Annotated in this window: 16 protein-coding genes and 4 tRNA genes; 19 read left to right on the forward strand and 1 reads right to left on the reverse strand. The window is 52.1% G+C overall.

The genetic code is table 11. The annotated features are described in order from the left end of the window. Positions 1-61: 61 nt before the first annotated feature. The 19 genes from OGY71_RS04130 (at position 62) to OGY71_RS04220 (ending at position 16,765) form a co-directional block, all read left to right on the forward strand. A complete protein-coding gene (locus tag OGY71_RS04130; RefSeq protein ID WP_049259789.1) occupies positions 62-181 on the forward strand; it encodes a rho operon leader peptide in 120 nt (39 codons plus the stop codon). Between the two features lie 87 nt (positions 182-268). Continuing rightward, positions 269-1,528 carry a transcription termination factor Rho gene (rho, locus tag OGY71_RS04135; protein WP_002437993.1) on the forward strand — a complete coding sequence of 420 codons (1,260 nt, stop codon included), beginning with the start codon at positions 269-271 and terminating at the stop codon, positions 1,526-1,528. A gap of 238 nt (positions 1,529-1,766) precedes the next feature. After that, complete coding sequence (gene wecA, locus OGY71_RS04140) at positions 1,767-2,870, forward strand: UDP-N-acetylglucosamine--undecaprenyl-phosphate N-acetylglucosaminephosphotransferase (protein ID WP_003829006.1); 1,104 nt, start codon at positions 1,767-1,769, stop codon at positions 2,868-2,870. A gap of 12 nt (positions 2,871-2,882) precedes the next feature. Further along, positions 2,883-3,929 carry an ECA polysaccharide chain length modulation protein gene (gene wzzE, locus OGY71_RS04145; protein ID WP_003829003.1) on the forward strand — a complete coding sequence of 349 codons (1,047 nt, stop codon included), beginning with the start codon at positions 2,883-2,885 and terminating at the stop codon, positions 3,927-3,929. A gap of 55 nt (positions 3,930-3,984) precedes the next feature. Then, positions 3,985-5,115: a non-hydrolyzing UDP-N-acetylglucosamine 2-epimerase gene (gene wecB / locus OGY71_RS04150; protein ID WP_032934208.1), complete on the forward strand. Its 1,131-nt coding sequence runs from the start codon at positions 3,985-3,987 to the stop codon at positions 5,113-5,115. Continuing rightward, a complete protein-coding gene (gene wecC, locus OGY71_RS04155) occupies positions 5,112-6,374 on the forward strand; it encodes a UDP-N-acetyl-D-mannosamine dehydrogenase (RefSeq protein WP_003828998.1) in 1,263 nt (420 codons plus the stop codon). The genes wecB and wecC overlap by 4 nt, the downstream gene beginning before the upstream one ends. Beyond that, positions 6,374-7,441 (forward strand): dTDP-glucose 4,6-dehydratase, encoded by a 1,068-nt coding sequence (rffG, locus tag OGY71_RS04160; RefSeq protein ID WP_003828997.1) that lies wholly within the window; start codon positions 6,374-6,376, stop codon positions 7,439-7,441. The genes wecC and rffG overlap by 1 nt, the downstream gene beginning before the upstream one ends. A 33-nt stretch (positions 7,442-7,474) precedes the next feature. Continuing rightward, positions 7,475-8,356 (forward strand): glucose-1-phosphate thymidylyltransferase RfbA, encoded by an 882-nt coding sequence (rfbA, locus tag OGY71_RS04165; RefSeq protein WP_003828994.1) that lies wholly within the window; start codon positions 7,475-7,477, stop codon positions 8,354-8,356. Beyond that, positions 8,334-9,011, forward strand: coding sequence for a dTDP-4-amino-4,6-dideoxy-D-galactose acyltransferase (gene rffC, locus OGY71_RS04170; protein WP_149335738.1), 678 nt, complete (start codon positions 8,334-8,336; stop codon positions 9,009-9,011). The genes rfbA and rffC overlap by 23 nt, the downstream gene beginning before the upstream one ends. A gap of 4 nt (positions 9,012-9,015) precedes the next feature. Continuing rightward, positions 9,016-10,146 (forward strand): dTDP-4-amino-4,6-dideoxygalactose transaminase, encoded by a 1,131-nt coding sequence (gene rffA / locus OGY71_RS04175; protein WP_003828992.1) that lies wholly within the window; start codon positions 9,016-9,018, stop codon positions 10,144-10,146. 1 nt (position 10,147) lies between these two features. After that, the gene (gene wzxE, locus OGY71_RS04180; protein ID WP_126957725.1) at positions 10,148-11,398 is read left to right on the forward strand and encodes a lipid III flippase WzxE; all 1,251 of its coding nucleotides are present in this window, start codon (positions 10,148-10,150) and stop codon (positions 11,396-11,398) included. Beyond that, positions 11,395-12,474, forward strand: a complete 1,080-nt coding sequence (locus OGY71_RS04185; RefSeq protein ID WP_063941784.1) for a TDP-N-acetylfucosamine:lipid II N-acetylfucosaminyltransferase — start codon at positions 11,395-11,397, stop codon at positions 12,472-12,474. The genes wzxE and OGY71_RS04185 overlap by 4 nt, the downstream gene beginning before the upstream one ends. Beyond that, the gene (gene wzyE / locus OGY71_RS04190) at positions 12,471-13,826 is read left to right on the forward strand and encodes an ECA oligosaccharide polymerase (RefSeq protein WP_020996101.1); all 1,356 of its coding nucleotides are present in this window, start codon (positions 12,471-12,473) and stop codon (positions 13,824-13,826) included. The genes OGY71_RS04185 and wzyE overlap by 4 nt, the downstream gene beginning before the upstream one ends. Beyond that, entirely contained in the window at positions 13,826-14,566 is a 741-nt protein-coding gene (gene wecG / locus OGY71_RS04195; protein ID WP_003828982.1) for a lipopolysaccharide N-acetylmannosaminouronosyltransferase, read from the forward strand. Before wzyE ends, wecG begins: the two co-directional genes overlap by 1 nt. A 278-nt stretch (positions 14,567-14,844) precedes the next feature. Further along, positions 14,845-16,230 carry a bifunctional threonine/serine APC transporter ThrP gene (thrP, locus tag OGY71_RS04200; RefSeq protein ID WP_003828980.1) on the forward strand — a complete coding sequence of 462 codons (1,386 nt, stop codon included), beginning with the start codon at positions 14,845-14,847 and terminating at the stop codon, positions 16,228-16,230. A 102-nt stretch (positions 16,231-16,332) separates the two neighbouring features. Beyond that, positions 16,333-16,409, forward strand: a tRNA-Arg gene (locus tag OGY71_RS04205). Between the two features lie 56 nt (positions 16,410-16,465). Further along, a tRNA-His gene (locus OGY71_RS04210) sits at positions 16,466-16,541 on the forward strand. A gap of 20 nt (positions 16,542-16,561) precedes the next feature. Next, positions 16,562-16,647, forward strand: a tRNA-Leu gene (locus tag OGY71_RS04215). A gap of 41 nt (positions 16,648-16,688) precedes the next feature. Next, positions 16,689-16,765, forward strand: a tRNA-Pro gene (locus OGY71_RS04220). A 455-nt stretch (positions 16,766-17,220) separates the two neighbouring features. On the opposite strand, the gene hemY is transcribed toward OGY71_RS04220, so the two are convergent. Next, entirely contained in the window at positions 17,221-18,420 is a 1,200-nt protein-coding gene (gene hemY / locus OGY71_RS04225; protein WP_048215221.1) for a protoheme IX biogenesis protein HemY, read from the reverse strand.

Below are 18,420 nucleotides of genomic sequence, written 5' to 3' on the forward strand. Positions count from 1 at the left end.
CTAAGTTAGTGTTGACTTCGTATTAAACATACCTTATTAAGTTTGAATCTAGTTATATCCAATACTTCCCGTTGTTTCTCGCGCGAGAAGTGGACAGATTCCTGGCTTGTCACTCAATCCGTCTTGTCGTTTCAGTTCTGCGTACTTTCCTGTGACCAGACAGCGAACAGACATGAGTTGATGGCCGTAAACAGGCATGGATGACCCTGCCATACCATTCACAACATTAAGTTCGAGATTTACCCCAAGTTTAAGAACTCACACCATTATGAATCTTACCGAATTAAAGAATACGCCGGTTTCTGAGCTGATCACTCTCGGCGAAAATATGGGCCTTGAAAACCTGGCTCGTATGCGCAAGCAGGACATTATTTTTGCCATCCTGAAGCAGCACGCAAAGAGTGGCGAAGATATCTTTGGTGACGGTGTGCTGGAGATATTGCAGGATGGATTTGGTTTCCTCCGCTCTGCAGACAGCTCCTACCTCGCCGGTCCTGATGACATCTACGTTTCTCCCAGCCAAATCCGCCGTTTCAACCTCCGCACTGGTGATACCATTTCTGGTAAGATTCGCCCGCCAAAAGAAGGTGAACGCTACTTTGCGCTGTTGAAAGTTAACGAAGTTAACTACGACAAACCAGAAAACGCCCGTAACAAAATCCTCTTTGAGAACTTAACGCCGCTGCACGCAAACTCTCGTCTGCGTATGGAACGTGGTAACGGTTCTACTGAAGACTTAACGGCGCGTGTACTGGATCTGGCATCTCCGATCGGTCGTGGCCAACGTGGTCTGATTGTTGCTCCGCCGAAAGCGGGTAAAACCATGCTGCTGCAGAACATCGCGCAGAGCATTGCATACAATCATCCTGACTGCGTGCTGATGGTGCTGCTGATTGACGAACGTCCGGAAGAAGTTACCGAGATGCAGCGTCTGGTGAAAGGTGAAGTGGTTGCCTCTACCTTTGACGAACCAGCCTCCCGTCACGTTCAGGTTGCGGAAATGGTTATCGAGAAGGCGAAACGTCTGGTTGAACACAAGAAAGACGTTATCATTCTGCTTGACTCCATCACCCGCCTGGCGCGTGCATATAACACCGTGGTTCCGGCTTCCGGTAAAGTACTGACCGGTGGTGTGGACGCCAACGCCCTGCATCGTCCTAAGCGTTTCTTTGGTGCTGCACGTAACGTGGAAGAGGGCGGTAGCCTGACCATCATCGCGACTGCGCTGATTGATACCGGCTCTAAAATGGATGAAGTTATCTACGAAGAGTTTAAAGGTACCGGCAACATGGAACTGCATCTCTCTCGTAAGATTGCTGAAAAACGCGTCTTCCCGGCTATCGACTACAACCGTTCCGGTACCCGTAAAGAAGAGCTGCTCACCACCCAGGAAGAGCTGCAGAAAATGTGGATCCTGCGCAAAATCATCCATCCGATGGGTGAAATCGACGCAATGGAATTCCTCATTAACAAACTGGCGATGACCAAGACCAATGACGACTTCTTCGATATGATGAAGCGTTCCTGATTCGGGCATCATCTGAAAACGCCACGTTTTTACGTGGCGTTTTGCTTTTGTGGATGTAATCTTAACGACACAATAATAATAATCCGGTATGACATACCGCCTGGCGACGAAGGGTTGTAATTCGTATTTTGTGGTTAATAATCATACAGAACCACCTGATATGGAATCGGGTTTCTCTTCTGAATAATCGCCTGGATGGTTATACTTCATATATTGATATTCTTTGAGAGTATGTATAGTGAATTTACTGACAGCAAGTACTGATCTCATCAGTATTTTTTTATTCACAACGCTGTTTCTTTTCTTTGCCCGTAAGGTTGCGAAAAAGATAGGATTGGTGGATAAACCCAACTTCCGCAAACGTCATCAGGGACTGATTCCGTTGGTTGGGGGGATTTCGGTTTACGCAGGCATTTGCTTTACGTTCCTCATCGCCGATTATTATATCCCGCATGCAACTCTCTACCTGGCTTGTGCTGGTGTACTGGTATTTATCGGTGCACTGGACGACCGCTTTGATATCAGTGTAAAAATCCGTGCGACCATCCAGGCTATCATCGGCATCATTATGATGGCGGTAGGTAAGCTCTATCTGTTGAGCCTTGGGTTCATTTTTGGCCCTTGGGAGATGGTGCTCGGTCCTTTTGGCTATTTCCTTACCCTTTTCGCCGTTTGGGCTGCAATTAACGCCTTTAACATGGTGGATGGGATTGATGGTCTGTTAGGCGGGCTATCCAGCGTATCATTCGCCGCAATGGGGCTTATCTTGTGGTTTGACGGCCAGACAAGCCTGGCTATCTGGTGTTTTGCCATGATCGCCGCCATTCTGCCTTACATCATGCTGAACCTGGGTATTCTCGGACGGCGCTATAAGGTCTTTATGGGCGATGCGGGGAGTACGCTGATTGGCTTTACGGTCATCTGGATCCTGCTGGAGACCACTCAAGGTAAAACGCATCCTATTAGTCCGGTCACCGCACTGTGGATTATTGCTATTCCGTTAATGGATATGGTGGCGATCATGTATCGTCGTTTACGTAAAGGCATGAGCCCTTTCTCCCCGGACCGTCAACATATTCACCATTTAATCATGCGTGCCGGGTTTACCTCCCGACAGGCTTTTGTCCTGATTACGCTGGCTGCTGCGATCCTGGCTGCCATTGGTGTACTGGCTGAATATTCCCGGGTCGTTCCGGAATGGGTGATGCTGGTGCTCTTTTTACTGGCATTTGTCTTGTACGACTATTGTATTAAACGTGCCTGGAAGGTAGCGAGATTTATCAAACGCTGGAAGCGCAAGTTGCGTAGAAACCGTGACAGTAAACCAAACTTAACCAAATAAATTGAGGGTACGATGACACAACCATTACCGGGGGAACATGCCATGAGCGCTGAAAATGAACTGGACATCCGTGGGTTGTTTCGTACTTTGTGGACAGGGAAGGTGTGGATCGTCGGTATGGCTCTCGCCTTCGCGTTAGTCGCTCTCGCCTATACGTTTTTTGCTCGTCAGGAGTGGAGCGCGACGGCGATTTCAGACAGGCCAACGGTTAATATGTTGGGCGGCTATTACTCTCAGCAGCAGTTCTTACGTAACCTGGACATCAAGGCCAGTCTTGCATCTGCGGATCAGCCGTCAGTGATGGATGAGGCCTATAAAGAATTTATCATGCAGCTTGCCTCATGGGATACGCGCCGTGAATTCTGGCAGCAGACTGATTATTACAAGCAACGTATGGTGGGTAACAGTAAAGCCGATGCGGCGATGCTGGATGAACTGATTAATAACATTCAGTTTATGCCCGGCGATGCGGTTCGTAATACCAATGACAGCGTGAAGCTGATTGCCGAAACGGCACCTGATGCCAACAATCTGTTGCGTCAGTACGTCGCGTTTGCCAGTCAGCGTGCGGCGCGTCATCTGAACGACGAGTTAAAGGGAGCCTGGGCTGCGCGCACTGTGCAGATGAAGGCGCAGGTTAAACGCCAGGAAGAAGTGGCGAAATCGATTTTCTCTCGCCGAGTTCACAACATTGAGCAGGCTCTCAAAATTGCTGAACAGCATAATATTTCGCGTACTTCCACTGACGTTCCGGCTGAAGAGCTACCCGATTCTGAACTGTTTTTGCTTGGACGTCCTATGCTGCAGGCACGACTCGAAAACCTGCAATCTGTTGGTCCCGATTTCGATCTGGACTACTTCCAAAACCGAGCCATGCTTAACACACTGAACGTTGGGCCAACTCTGGATCCGCGTTTTCAGACCTATCGTTATTTGCGTACGCCGGAGGAACCGGTAAAACGTGACAGCCCTCGTCGTGCCTTCCTGATGATTATGTGGGGCATCGTTGGGGCTCTGATCGGTGCCGGTGTCGCGTTAACCCGTCGCCGCACGATTTAGCAATATCGTTGCAGTGAGGGGCTGGGCCCTCACTGCCAATCCGAAGAGAATCGATGTGAAAGTACTGACTGTATTTGGCACGCGACCGGAGGCCATAAAAATGGCACCTCTGGTTCATGCGCTGGCAAAAGATCCTGATTTTGAGGCAAAAGTTTGCGTCACGGCGCAGCATCGGGAGATGCTCGATCAGGTGTTGAACCTCTTTTCCATTGTACCTGACTACGATCTCAATATTATGCAGCCAGGTCAGGGACTAACAGAAATTACCTGCCGAATACTGGAAGGATTAAAGCCAATTCTGGCTGATTTTAAACCTGACGTTGTGTTAGTTCACGGCGATACCACAACCACCATTGCTACTAGCCTGGCCGCGTTCTATCAGCGCATCCCGGTAGGGCATGTGGAGGCAGGCTTACGTACAGGCGATCTCTACTCTCCCTGGCCGGAAGAGGCGAACCGTACGCTGACCGGGCATCTGGCGATGTATCATTTTGCACCAACAGAAAACTCGCGCCAAAACCTGTTACGGGAAAACATTTCTGATAGCCGTATCTTCGTTACAGGTAATACGGTTATTGATGCGTTGATCTGGGTACGCGATCGCGTACTGGCGAGCGATGCATTGCGAGCTGAACTGGCAGAGCATTACCCATTCCTGAGCTCGGATAAAAAGATGATACTGGTGACCGGTCATCGTCGGGAAAGCTTCGGTCGCGGTTTTGAACACATTTGCCATGCGCTGGCGGAAATTGCTGCGGCCAATCAGAACGTACAGATTGTCTATCCGGTGCACCTGAATCCTAACGTCAGCGAACCGGTTAATCGCATTCTGGGTCACGTTGAAAACGTCATCCTGATTGAACCGCAGGATTACATGCCGTTTGTCTGGCTGATGAATCACGCCTGGCTGATCCTTACCGACTCTGGCGGGATTCAGGAAGAAGCCCCATCTCTGGGGAAACCCGTACTGGTGATGCGCGAAACGACGGAACGTCCGGAAGCGATTACTGCAGGCACAGTACGTCTGGTAGGGACCGACCCGCAGCGTATTGTCGAAGAAGTCACGCGTTTGCTGCATGACGACAATGAATATCAGACCATGAGCCGCGCCCATAATCCGTATGGTGACGGGCAGGCATGTGGCCGCATTTTACACGCGTTAAAAAATAATCGGATATCGCTATGAGTTTTACGACCATTTCTGTCATTGGGCTGGGTTATATCGGACTGCCGACGGCGGCTGCCTTTGCTTCCCGTCAAAAGCATGTGATTGGCGTAGATGTAAATCAACACGCGGTGGATACCATTAATCGCGGTGAAATTCATATCGTTGAGCCAGATTTGGGCGCAGTGGTGAAAACGGCGGTCGAAAATGGATTTCTGCGTGCGACCACAACCCCTGTAGATGCGGATGCCTATCTGATTGCTGTGCCTACTCCGTTTAAGGGGGAGCACGAACCCGATATGGTTTATGTGGAAGCCGCAGCCAAGTCTCTTGCACCGGTGCTGAAAAAAGGCGCGTTGGTGATCCTTGAATCGACGTCGCCTGTCGGGGCCACTGAACAGATGGCCACATGGCTGGCTGAAATGCGTCCTGACCTGACTTTCCCGCAGCAAGTCGGTGAACACGCGGACGTTAACATTGCTTATTGCCCAGAGCGCGTGCTGCCGGGCCAGGTGATGGTTGAACTGATTAAAAACGACCGCGTGATTGGGGGAATGACCTCCGTCTGTTCCGCGCGTGCTAGCGAACTGTACAACATTTTCCTTGAGGGCGAATGTGTCGTGACCAACGCCCGTACGGCGGAAATGTGCAAACTGACTGAAAATAGCTTCCGTGACGTCAATATCGCCTTCGCCAATGAGCTGTCGCTGATTTGCGCCGATCAGGGGATCAACGTCTGGGAACTGATTCGACTGGCAAATCGCCATCCGCGCGTGAATATTTTGCAACCGGGTCCGGGGGTTGGCGGGCACTGTATCGCGGTTGATCCGTGGTTTATCGTGGCGCAGAACCCGCAGCAGGCGAAATTGATTCGCACCGCGCGTGAGGTAAACGACGGAAAGCCTCATTGGGTGGTTGATCAGGTAAAAGCTGCCGTGGCCGACTGTCTGGCGGATACCAATAAACGGGCCAGCGAAGTGAAAATTGCCTGTTTTGGTCTGGCATTTAAACCGAATATTGATGACTTACGTGAAAGCCCGGCGATGGGAATTGCGCAAAGCATCGCGCATTGGCACAAAGGCGAAACATTGGTGGTGGAACCGAACATCCATCATCTGCCGAAAAAACTGGACGGTCTGTGCCAACTGGCAGCGCTGGACGATGCCCTGGCAAGCGCCGATGTGCTGGTCTTGCTGGTCGACCATAATGAATTTAAAGCCATTAAAGGCGATGCGGTTCACCAGCAATATATCGTTGATACCAAAGGGGTCTGGCGCTAATGAAACGAATTCTGGTTACCGGTGGAGCGGGATTCATCGGCTCGGCGGTTGTACGGCATATCATTCAGGAGACTCAGGATGTGGCAATTGTGGTCGATAAGCTGACCTATGCCGGAAACCTGATGTCGCTGGAGCCGGTTGCACAGAATCCTCGTTTTACCTTTGAGAAAGTCGATATCTGCGATCGAGCTTCGCTCGACAGGGTTTTTCAACACTATCAGCCGGACTGCGTGATGCATCTGGCGGCAGAAAGCCACGTCGATCGCTCCATTGATGGTCCGGCCGCCTTTATCGAAACTAATATCGTGGGAACCTACACGCTGTTGGAAGCGGCGCGCGCTTACTGGAGTGATTTATCCAGCGAGAAAAAATCAGCGTTTCGTTTCCACCATATCTCGACTGACGAGGTGTATGGCGATCTGCATTCTACGGATGATTTCTTCACCGAAACCACACCGTATGCGCCGAGCAGCCCTTATTCCGCGTCGAAAGCCAGCAGCGATCATCTGGTTCGTGCCTGGCTGCGTACCTACGGTCTGCCAACGCTGATTACCAACTGTTCTAACAACTATGGTCCGTACCATTTCCCGGAAAAACTGATTCCGCTGATGATCCTCAACGCATTGGCGGGGAAGCCGTTGCCGGTTTACGGCAATGGGCAACAGATCCGTGACTGGTTGTATGTAGAAGATCACGCCAGGGCGCTCTATTGTGTGGCGACAACGGGCGCGGTGGGAGAAACCTATAATATCGGTGGCCATAACGAGCGTAAAAATCTGGAGGTTGTCGAAACGGTTTGCAGCCTGTTGGAAGAGCTGGCACCGCAAAAGCCGCAGGGTATCGCGCAGTACCGCGACTTGATCGCTTTTGTGGACGATCGCCCGGGTCATGATTTGCGTTATGCCATTGACGCGTCGAAAATTGCGCGTGAACTAGGCTGGATGCCGCAAGAAACGTTTGAAAGCGGAATGCGCAAAACCGTGCAGTGGTATCTGGCTAATCAGGCATGGTGGAAACCCGTGCAGGACGGCAGTTACCAGGGCGAACGTTTAGGTCTGAAGGGCTAACAGCCTGGTTTTGGCTCCCGGAGGAGACAACGCATGAAAGGTATCATTCTGGCGGGTGGCTCAGGTACTCGCCTGTATCCCATTACGCGTGGCGTATCGAAGCAGCTATTGCCTATTTACGATAAGCCGATGATTTACTACCCGTTATCAGTATTAATGCTGGCGGGAATTCGCGAAATCCTGATTATCACTACACCGGAAGATAAAGGCTATTTCCAACGCTTACTGGGCGATGGGTCTGAGTTCGGCATTGAATTGCACTATGCTGAGCAACCCAGTCCGGATGGATTAGCACAGGCATTTATCATTGGTGAAACGTTCCTTAACGGTGAACCATCATGTCTGGTGTTAGGAGACAATATCTTCTTTGGTCAGGGATTCAGTCCAAAACTGCGTCACGTAGCCGCCAGAATGCAAGGCGCGACGGTGTTTGGTTACCAGGTGATGGATCCTGAACGTTTTGGTGTCGTGGAGTTTGACGACAATTTTCGAGCTATCTCGCTGGAAGAGAAGCCGAAAGCACCAAAATCCAACTGGGCAGTGACTGGTCTCTATTTCTATGACAGCAAGGTGGTGGAATATGCAAAACGCGTAAAACCTTCTGAGCGTGGGGAGCTGGAGATAACGTCTATTAACCAGATGTACCTTGATGATGGGCATTTGACGGTCGAATTGCTCGGGCGTGGTTTTGCCTGGCTGGATACCGGTACGCACGACAGTCTTATCGAAGCGAGCACGTTTGTGCAGACGGTGGAAAAACGTCAGGGCTTTAAAATAGCCTGTCTGGAAGAAATCGCCTGGCGTAACGGTTGGCTGGATGACGAAGGCGTGAAGCGTGCTGCCAGTTCACTGGCCAAAACGGGTTATGGTCAATACCTGCTGGAGCTACTCCGTGCTCGTCCGCGCCAGTATTGAGCCGCTTAGCTGGGAAAATACGTTCTTTGGCGTGAATAGCGCCATTGTGCGTTTTGACCAACACGCGCCGGTTCTGACTGCGGATGTGTTGCAGCCCTGGTCGCGGGTACAGGCAAAAATTCCTGCCGCCAATACCCAGGAATTAGACGCCCTGCAACAGTTGGGCTTCTCACTGGTTGAAGGTGAAGTGGATTTTGTGCTGCCGGTGACGTGTGCGTATGGCGACCTCGGTGCGCAGGTCGCACAAACTACGGATATCCCTGCATTACGCCAACTGGCAGGACAGGCGTTCGCGCAAAGTCGTTTTCGCGCCCCGTGGTATGCCGCAGATGCCAGCGCGCGTTTTTACGCGCAGTGGATTGAAAACGCGGTGCTGGGGACGTTCGATCATCAATGCCTCGTTTTTCGTACACCGGCTGGTGATATTCGTGGCTATGTCTCGTTGCGTGAACTGAATGCGACCGAGGCGCGAATTGGCCTGCTGGCCGGGCGTGGGGCGGGAGCAGAACTGATGCAGGCTGCCCTTTGCTGGGCGCAGGCTCGCGGTAAAACAACATTGCGCGTGGCGACCCAAATGGGCAATACCGCCGCGCTTAAACGCTATATACACAGTGGTGCGAATGTGGAAAGCACCGCGTATTGGTTATACAGGTGACACGATGATTCCATTTAACGCACCGCCGGTGGTGGGCACTGAACTCGATTACATGCAGTCTGCGATGAACAGCGGCAAGCTGTGTGGCGACGGTGGTTTTACCCGTCGCTGCCAACAGTGGCTGGAACAGCATTTTGGCAGCGAGAAAGTATTGCTGACGCCTTCCTGTACAGCATCGCTTGAGATGGCGGCATTGCTGCTGGATATCCAGCCTGACGATGAAGTCATTATGCCGAGCTATACGTTTGTCTCCACGGCCAATGCTTTCGTGCTGCGCGGTGCGAAAATTGTCTTTGTTGATATCCGCCCGGATACCATGAACATTGACGAAACGCTGATTGAAGCGGCGATCACCGACAAGACCCGCGCTATCGTTCCGGTGCATTACGCGGGCGTAGCCTGTGAAATGGATACCATCATGGCGCTGGCGACCAAACATAACCTGTTTGTCGTGGAAGATGCGGCCCAGGGCGTCATGTCGACTTACAAAGGTCGGGCGCTGGGGACGATTGGTCACATCGGTTGCTTTAGCTTCCACGAGACCAAAAACTATACCGCAGGCGGTGAAGGTGGTGCGACGCTGATTAATGATAAAAAATTAGTCGAACGTGCAGAGATCATCCGTGAAAAAGGAACTAACCGCAGCCAGTTTTTCCGCGGTCAGGTGGATAAGTATACCTGGCGTGATATTGGCTCCAGCTATCTGATGTCCGATCTGCAGGCTGCCTATCTGTGGGCGCAACTGGAAGCGGCTGACCGTATTAACCAGCAGCGTCTGGCGCTGTGGCAGAACTACTATGATGCTCTCGAACCGCTGGCGCGTGCCGGACGTATCGAGCTACCTTCTGTCCCGGACGGCTGCGTGCAAAACGCCCATATGTTTTATATCAAGCTGCGCGATATCGACGATCGCACGGCGTTGATTAACTTCTTGAAAGAAGCTGAAATTATGGCGGTGTTCCACTATATCCCGCTACATGATTGTCCGGCTGGCGATAAATTCGGCGTATTTGCCGGTGTTGATCGTTTCACCACTAAAGAGAGCGAGCGTCTGCTGCGCTTGCCGCTGTTTTACAACCTGTCGCCAGTAAACCAGCGAACGGTCATTTCGACCTTACTCAACTACTTCGCCTGATATGTCGCTTGCTAAAGCGTCCTTATGGACGGCAGCCAGTACGCTGGTAAAAATTGGTGCAGGATTGCTGGTCGTGAAGCTGCTGGCGGTGTCGTTTGGCCCGGCAGGTGTGGGGCAGGCGGGTAACTTCCGCCAGATGGTCACCGTGCTTGGTGTCCTGGCGGGGGCCGGCATTTTCAACGGCGTCACGAAATATGTTGCGCAGCACCATGACGATCCGACCCAGCTCCGTAAGGTAGTCGGTACATCTTCCGCGATGGTGCTGGGATTCTCTACGCTGATGGCGGTGATTTTTCTGCTGGCGGCCGCGCCAATCAGTCAGGGATTGTTTGGCCATACTCATTATCAGGGGCTGGTAAGACTGGTTGCGCTGGTGCAGATGGGTATTGCCTGGGCGAACCTACTGCTGGCGTTGATGAAGGGCTTTCGCGATGCGGCGGGTAACGCGCTGTCGCTGATTGTGGGTAGCCTGGTGGGCGTAGTGGCTTATTATGGCTGTTATCGCCTGGGAGGGTATGAAGGCGCTTTGCTGGGTCTGGCGTTAGTGCCCGCGTTGGTCGTTATCCCCGCCGCTATTATGCTGATTAAGCGTGGGGCAATTCCCCTGCATTACCTGAAACCCTCGTGGGATAACGGTCTGGCTGGACAGCTAAGCAAGTTTACCCTGATGGCGCTGATTACCTCCGTAACGCTGCCTGTGGCATACGTGATGATGCGAAACCTGCTGGCGGCGCAGTACAGTTGGGATGATGTGGGGATTTGGCAGGGAGTAAGCAGTATCTCTGATGCTTATCTGCAATTCATTACCGCCTCATTCAGCGTTTACTTGCTTCCGACGTTGTCTCGACTGACCGAAAAGCGCGACATTACGCGCGAGGTGGTTAAGTCGCTGAAGTTCGTGTTACCGGCGGTTGCCGCTGCGAGCTTTACTGTTTGGTTGCTGCGTGATTTTGCGATCTGGCTGCTTTTCTCCGCAAAATTCACCGCCATGCGCGATCTGTTTGCCTGGCAACTGGTCGGCGATGTACTGAAAGTAGGGGCGTATGTCTTTGGGTATCTGGTGATCGCGAAAGCATCGCTGCGGTTTTATATTTTGGCTGAAATTAGCCAGTTCATGTTATTGACGGTGTTTGCTCACTGGCTGATCCCTGCACACGGTGCGCTGGGAGCGGCACAGGCTTATATGGCAACGTACATCGTCTATTTTTCTCTTTGTTGTGGCGTGTTTTTACTCTGGCGTAGGCGGGCATGACTGTACTGATTCACGTTCTGGGATCGGATATCCCTCACCATAACCAAACCGTGCTGCGGTTTTTCAACGACTCGCTGGCTGCGACGAGCGAGCATGCGCGCACGTTTATGGTTGCCGGTCAGGATGCGGGACTCAGTGAGAGCTGCCCGGCGTTATCGCTAAGCTTCTACAGCGGGAAAAAGGCGCTTGCTGACGCTGTGATCGCGAAAGCAAAAGCGGATCGCCAACAGCGTTTCTTCTTCCACGGTCAGTTCAACACCAGCCTGTGGCTGGCGCTGCTGAGTGGCGGGATTAAACCGGCGCAGTTTTACTGGCATATCTGGGGCGCTGATTTATACGAAGTCTCCAGTGGGCTGAAATTCCGCCTGTTTTACCCGATTCGCCGCATGGCACAGAATCGTGTGGGCTGCGTGTTTGCCACACGGGGCGATTTACGTTATTTCGCCGAGCAACATCCCCGTGTGCGGGGTGAGTTGCTCTATTTCCCAACGCGAATGGACCCTTCACTCAATAACATGAGCAATGATTGCCAGCGCAGCGGCAAGATGACGGTGCTGGTTGGCAACTCTGGCGATCGCAGCAATGAGCATGTTGCCGCGCTTCGCGCCGTCCATCAGCAGTTTGGCGACACGGTGAATGTGATTGTGCCGATGGGTTATCCCGCCAATAATACGGCCTATATCGATGAGGTTCGTCAGGCCGGTCTGGCGTTATTTAGCGCTGACAATCTGCAAATTTTGAGTGAAAAGCTGGAATTTGATGCCTATCTAACATTATTGCGGCAGTGTGATTTGGGTTACTTTATTTTTGCCCGTCAACAGGGAATCGGTACCCTGTGTTTGCTGATCCAGGCGGGTATCCCATGCGTGCTCAACCGTGAAAATCCCTTCTGGCAGGATATGGTGGAACAAAATCTTCCGGTGTTATTTACCACTGATGATCTCAATGAAGGCGTCGTACGTGAAGCGCAGCGCCAGTTGGCATCGGTAGATAAAAATACTATTACCTTCTTTAGCCCGAATTATCTGCAGCCGTGGCACAACGCGCTGCGCATTGCTTCAGGAGAAACCGTATGAGCCTGATGCAATTCAGCGGTCTTCTGGTGGTCTGGCTGCTCTCCACCTTGTTTATCGCCACACTGACCTGGTTTGAGTTCCGCCGCGTGCGTTTTAACTTCAATGTTTTCTTCTCATTGTTGTTCTTGCTGACGTTCTTCTTCGGATTCCCGTTAACCAGCATCCTGGTGTTCCGCTTTGATGTGGCAGTGGCTCCGCCGGAGATCCTTCTACAGGCCTTGCTGTCAGCCGCCTGTTTCTATGCCGTCTACTACGTGACGTATAAAACGCGCTTGCGCAAACGAGTAGATGATAAGCCGCGCAGGCCGCTGTTTACCATCAATCGCGTTGAAGCCCATTTGACCTGGGTTATCCTGATGGCGATTGCGCTGGTGAGCGTGGGCATCTTCTTTATGCACAACGGATTCCTGCTGTTCAGACTGCAATCCTATAGCCAGATTTTTTCCAGTGAAGTCTCTGGCGTCGCCCTGAAGCGTTTCTTCTACTTCTTCATTCCGGCAATGCTGGTGGTTTATTTCTTACGTCAGGACAGCAAAGCGTGGGTGTTCTTCCTGGTGAGTACCGTCGCGTTTGGTTTGCTGACCTATATGATTGTGGGTGGGACGCGGGCCAATATCATTATCGCGTTTGCCATCTTCTTGTTTATCGGCATTATTCGCGGCTGGATTTCGCTGTGGATGTTGGCCGCTGCAGGCGTGTTGGGCATTGTCGGGATGTTCTGGCTGGCGTTGAAGCGCTACGGAATGAGCGTTAGCGGCGATGAGGCGTTCTATACGTTCCTGTACCTTACGCGCGACACCTTCTCGCCGTGGGAGAACCTGGCGCTGTTGTTGCAGAATTACCACAATATTGAGTTCCAGGGGCTGGCGCCGATCGTCCGTGACTTCTACGTCTTTATCCCCTCCTGGCTGTGGCCTGGGCGGCCGAGTATTGTACTCAACTCAGCGAACTACTTTACCTGGGAAGTGTTGAACAACCACTCAGGACTGGCGATTTCGCCGACGTTAATTGGTTCACTGGTGGTGATGGGCGGGGCGCTGTTTATACCATTAGGCGCGATTGTTGTTGGGCTCATCATCAAGTGGTTCGACTGGCTGTATGAGCTAGGTAACCGAGAAACCAATCGATATAAGGCGGCGATTTTGCACAGTTTCTGTTTTGGCGCCATTTTCAATATGATTGTGTTGGCACGTGAAGGGCTGGATTCGTTTGTCTCACGAGTGGTCTTTTTCCTCGTGATTTTCGGCGTTTGCCTACTGGTGGCAAAACTGCTGTTCTGGCTATTCGATAGCGCGGGACTCATCCATAAACGAATCAAATCGCTGCCCCGTACACAGATTGAAGGATCGTAATGACAGATAACACAACTGCGCCGCTGTATTCGTTGCGCGGATTACAACTGATTGGCTGGCGCGATATGCAACATGCGCTGAATTACCTGTTTGCCGAAGGACACCTCAGGTCAGGAACGCTGGTGGCTATCAACGCTGAGAAGATGCTGACAGCAGAAGATAACCCTGAAGTGAGGGAGCTGATCAACGCCGCGGAGTTCAAATATGCGGATGGAATTAGCGTGGTGCGTTCGGTGCGCAAAAAATTCCCGCAGGCACAGGTTTCACGCGTGGCCGGAGCTGACCTTTGGGAAGCGCTGATGGCGCGAGCCGGGCAAAACGGAACGCCTGTTTTCCTGGTTGGTGGCAAGCCTGAAGTTCTGGCGCAAACAGAAGCAAAACTACGTGCGCAGTGGCGCGTGAACATTGTGGGTAGTCAGGACGGTTATTTTGCCCCAGAGCAGCGTCAGGCGTTGTTTGAGCGTATTCACGCCAGCGGTGCGCAAATTGTGACGGTGGCGATGGGTTCGCCAAAACAAGAGATCTTTATGCGTGATTGCCGCAAGACTCACCCTGACGCGCTGTATATGGGCGTGGGAGGTACCTACGACGTCTTTACCGGTCACGTTAAGCGCGCACCTAAAATCTGGCAAAATCTGGGGCTGGAGTGGCTGTATCGCTTATTGTCGCAGCCGAGCCGTATTACTCGACAACTTCGCTTATTACGCTATCTCCGCTGGCACTATACCGGCAACCTCTGACGCCCTCTCTCCTCTGGTAAGTAGCGTGATCTGCTAATTACGCTACTTATTCACAACATTATCGCTGCTTTCTCGCACAATCTATTTATTTTTTGAATGCTTTAATTGCCATTTAAGCGATTTTAGGAAACCATTCGCAACAATCATTGCAGTGCCATGGTGTGTTTGGCGCCAACCGTTAAGCGGTCGGTGCCGTATGGCCTGTTATGGCATAACAAGATGTACCCATAACGAGAACCGGTAATACCGGACAGCATGCAAACACAACAAGAGGATTTATGGCCGAGAACAAACCTGAGCTACAGCGTGGGCTGGAGGCTCGTCACATCGAATTAATTGCCCTTGGGGGCACTATTGGCGTTGGGCTATTTATGGGGGCCGCCAGTACCCTTAAATGGGCGGGACCTTCGGTTCTGCTGGCGTATATCGTCGCCGGGCTGTTCGTCTTTTTCATCATGCGTTCTATGGGGGAGATGTTATTCCTCGAGCCGGTTGCCGGTTCATTCGCTGTTTACGCCCACCGTTATATGAGCCCCTTCTTTGGCTATCTTACCGCCTGGTCATACTGGTTTATGTGGATGGCGGTGGGGATCTCAGAGATTACCGCCATCGGGGTGTACGTACAGTTCTGGTTCCCGGAAATGGCACAATGGATACCCGCACTGATCGCAGTCGGACTGGTTGCGTTGGCAAACCTCGCTGCGGTTCGCCTGTATGGTGAAATTGAGTTCTGGTTTGCCATGATCAAAGTGACCACCATCATTGTGATGATCGTCATTGGGGTTGGGGTGATTTTCTTCGGCTTCGGCAATGGCGGCCAGGCGATTGGTTTTGGCAACCTGACCGAGCACGGTGGCTTCTTTGCTGGGGGCTGGAAGGGCTTCCTGACGGCATTGTGTATTGTTGTGGCGTCTTACCAGGGCGTGGAGCTGATCGGCATCACTGCAGGGGAAGCGAAGAATCCACAGGTCACGCTGCGTAGCGCGGTGGGTAAAGTGTTGTGGCGCATTCTGATTTTCTACGTTGGTGCGATTTTTGTCATCGTCACTATTTTCCCGTGGAATGAGATTGGCAGCAACGGTAGCCCGTTTGTGCTCACCTTTGCCAAGATTGGTATTACTGCTGCGGCAGGGATTATTAACTTTGTGGTGCTGACGGCGGCGCTGTCTGGCTGTAACAGCGGCATGTACAGCTGTGGGCGTATGCTCTACGCGCTGGCAAAGAATCGCCAGCTTCCTGCCGTTGTTGGAAAAGTATCACGCCATGGCGTGCCGGTTGCCGGAGTGGCTATTTCTATCGCGATCCTGCTGATTGGCTCATGCCTGAACTACATCATTCCTAACCCGCAGCGCGTGTTTGTTTATGTCTATAGTGCCAGCGTGTTGCCGGGGATGGTGCCGTGGTTTGTGATCCTGATAAGCCAGTTGCGTTTCCGTCAGGCGCATAAAGCGGCGATTGCCAGTCATCCATTCCGCTCCATTCTGTTCCCGTGGGCGAATTATTTGACGATGGCGTTCCTGATTTGCGTATTAATTGGCATGTACTTTAATGAAGATACCCGAATGTCGCTTTTTGTTGGCATGGGTTTCTTACTGGCCGTGACGCTCATTTATAAGGTTTTTGGTCTGAATCGTCATGGCACAGCCCATAAATTGCGGGAATAAGCGACAAAACGCACAAACCATGACCAAACGATAATTTATTTTAAAAAAGCACTAGACAGAAGACCGAGACCTCCGTAATATCCAGCCCCGCAACGGCGCTAAGCGCCCGTAGCTCAGCTGGATAGAGCGCTGCCCTCCGGAGGCAGAGGTCTCAGGTTCGAATCCTGTCGGGCGCACCATTTAGTAGGGTGCCAGAGCTGCGGTGGTTTTAATACCGCGTAAAAGATTTGCAGTGGTGGCTATAGCTCAGTTGGTAGAGCCCTGGATTGTGATTCCAGTTGTCGTGGGTTCGAATCCCATTAGCCACCCCATTAATTTAAAGTTGTGAAATGCGAAGGTGGCGGAATTGGTAGACGCGCTAGCTTCAGGTGTTAGTGTCCTTAGGATGTGGGGGTTCGAGTCCCCCCCCTCGCACCACGACTTAAAGAATTGAACTAAAAATTCAAAAAGCAGTAAAACGGCGAGTAGCGCAGCTTGGTAGCGCAACTGGTTTGGGACCAGTGGGTCGGAGGTTCGAATCCTCTCTCGCCGACCAATTTTGAACCCCGCTTCGGCGGGGTTTTTTGTTTTCAGATTTTCCCTTCTTAGCCTTCACACCTGCGAATTTCCTGAAGTCTTAAAAAGTCCGAATACCTGGTTTTTGCAGTGCAATCGTGGCATGCGTTGTGCAATAATATGCGGGTAGATGCTCATTCCATCTCTTATGTTCGCCATCTGGCCTCATAAACTCAGGAATGATGCAGAGCCGTTTACGGTGCTTATCGTCCACAGACAGATGTCGTTCAAGCCTCATCAAACACCATGGACATAACGTTGAGTGAAGCACCCATTTATGTTGTCATACAGACCTGTTTAACGCCTGCTCCTTACCGAGCGGGCGTTTTTTTATGCATAAACAAAATCCTTCGAGCGACTTCTCGAAGGATTTTGTTTATACGATTGAAAAATATGTAGGCCCGGTAAGCGAAAGCGCCACCGGGCATTCAGGAGTTACTGCGGGGGATTGTTGTTCTGCAGCGTCAACATTAGGCCATCGCGGCGCATGGTGGCGGCTTCTTCCGGCTGGTGCAGTCTGTCCAGTGCGTCAGCAAGCCAGGCGTAGTCATAGGCATCCGGGCGCTGTTTGAGAGCGGCACGGAAGGCGAGCGTAGCTTCCTGCCATTCCCCATGCTTCATTAACGACTGACCCAGCGTACTCCACAGCAACGGGCGATCGCCCACGGCTTTAATCTGCTGGCGCAGCACTTTTTCTATCTGTTCCGGGTTATTGGTTTTCAGACGCGGGATCGGCAGCACCAGGCGGTCATCGTACTGACGTTTCAAACCATCAATGATGACCTGCTGAGCCGTATCGTGATCGTCACACTCAATCAGATGTTCAGCCATCGCTACCTGCAAAGCAACCTGATGACGGGTTTTACGGCTCTGGTTTTTCCACCATGCACGCAGCCCCTCGCTGCCCTGATCGGCGCGGACCTGATCCATCAAACCAACCCATGCCTGTTGTTCCAGCATGGCGCGGTGCTCGTCATCACCCACATGCGCTTTTGCCATGGATGGGATGATATCCAGCAAGGAGCTCCATGCGCCGGTGCGAATGTAAGCCTGCTCAGCCAGACGCAGTACTTCCGGATGACGTGGCGTCACTTCCAGCAGTTTGTCTACGCTGTGGCGTGCGGCGTGATTTTCATTGCGCGCCAGTTGCAGGCGAACGCGAGCGATTTCTACCGGGATCGTATCATTTCCGGCCAGTTCGGCAGCACGCTCAAGGTGTTGGTTGGCGCGCGCTTCGTCACCGCGCTGCTGAGCCGCTTCTGCCGCCAGCAGGTAATTCACTACCGGCTGTTCTGCATGATCGGCATTTTTCGACATCAGCTTCTCAACCTGCTGATAGTCACCTTCTGCCAGTTTGAGCAGCGCCTGTTCGGTCTGCTTACGGGCGCGACGACGCTTACGACCCACAAACCACCCACGGGTATGTGCGCCGGTGCGGAAAATTCGGCGCAACAGCCATTCAATCGCAAACAGGACGACCATGGCGACGATCAGGATGATCACCAGGCCCGTCACGCTGGTTTCGATATTGTAGTTATCCGTCTGGATCAGCACGTAACCCTGATGACCGGCTATCATCGGACCGACGACGATCCCGGCGATCAACAGCACAAAGAGCAACAATACTTTTAGCAT

The organism is Citrobacter sp. Cpo109, from assembly GCF_030332565.1.
Taxonomy (GTDB): Bacteria; Pseudomonadota; Gammaproteobacteria; order Enterobacterales; family Enterobacteriaceae; genus Citrobacter; species Citrobacter portucalensis.

Coding starts and splice junctions, on each gene's coding strand:
- wecC (WP_003828998.1), top strand. CDS start 5,112: ATGAGTTTTACGACCATTTCTGTCATTGGGCTGGGTTATATCGGACTG.
- rho (WP_002437993.1), top strand. CDS start 269: ATGAATCTTACCGAATTAAAGAATACGCCGGTTTCTGAGCTGATCACT.
- OGY71_RS04185 (WP_063941784.1), top strand. CDS start 11,395: ATGACTGTACTGATTCACGTTCTGGGATCGGATATCCCTCACCATAAC.
- rffG (WP_003828997.1), top strand. CDS start 6,374: ATGAAACGAATTCTGGTTACCGGTGGAGCGGGATTCATCGGCTCGGCG.
- wzxE (WP_126957725.1), top strand. CDS start 10,148: ATGTCGCTTGCTAAAGCGTCCTTATGGACGGCAGCCAGTACGCTGGTA.
- thrP (WP_003828980.1), top strand. CDS start 14,845: ATGGCCGAGAACAAACCTGAGCTACAGCGTGGGCTGGAGGCTCGTCAC.
- rffA (WP_003828992.1), top strand. CDS start 9,016: ATGATTCCATTTAACGCACCGCCGGTGGTGGGCACTGAACTCGATTAC.
- wzzE (WP_003829003.1), top strand. CDS start 2,883: ATGACACAACCATTACCGGGGGAACATGCCATGAGCGCTGAAAATGAA.
- hemY (WP_048215221.1), bottom strand. CDS start 18,420: ATGCTAAAAGTATTGTTGCTCTTTGTGCTGTTGATCGCCGGGATCGTC.
- wzyE (WP_020996101.1), top strand. CDS start 12,471: ATGAGCCTGATGCAATTCAGCGGTCTTCTGGTGGTCTGGCTGCTCTCC.
- rfbA (WP_003828994.1), top strand. CDS start 7,475: ATGAAAGGTATCATTCTGGCGGGTGGCTCAGGTACTCGCCTGTATCCC.
- wecG (WP_003828982.1), top strand. CDS start 13,826: ATGACAGATAACACAACTGCGCCGCTGTATTCGTTGCGCGGATTACAA.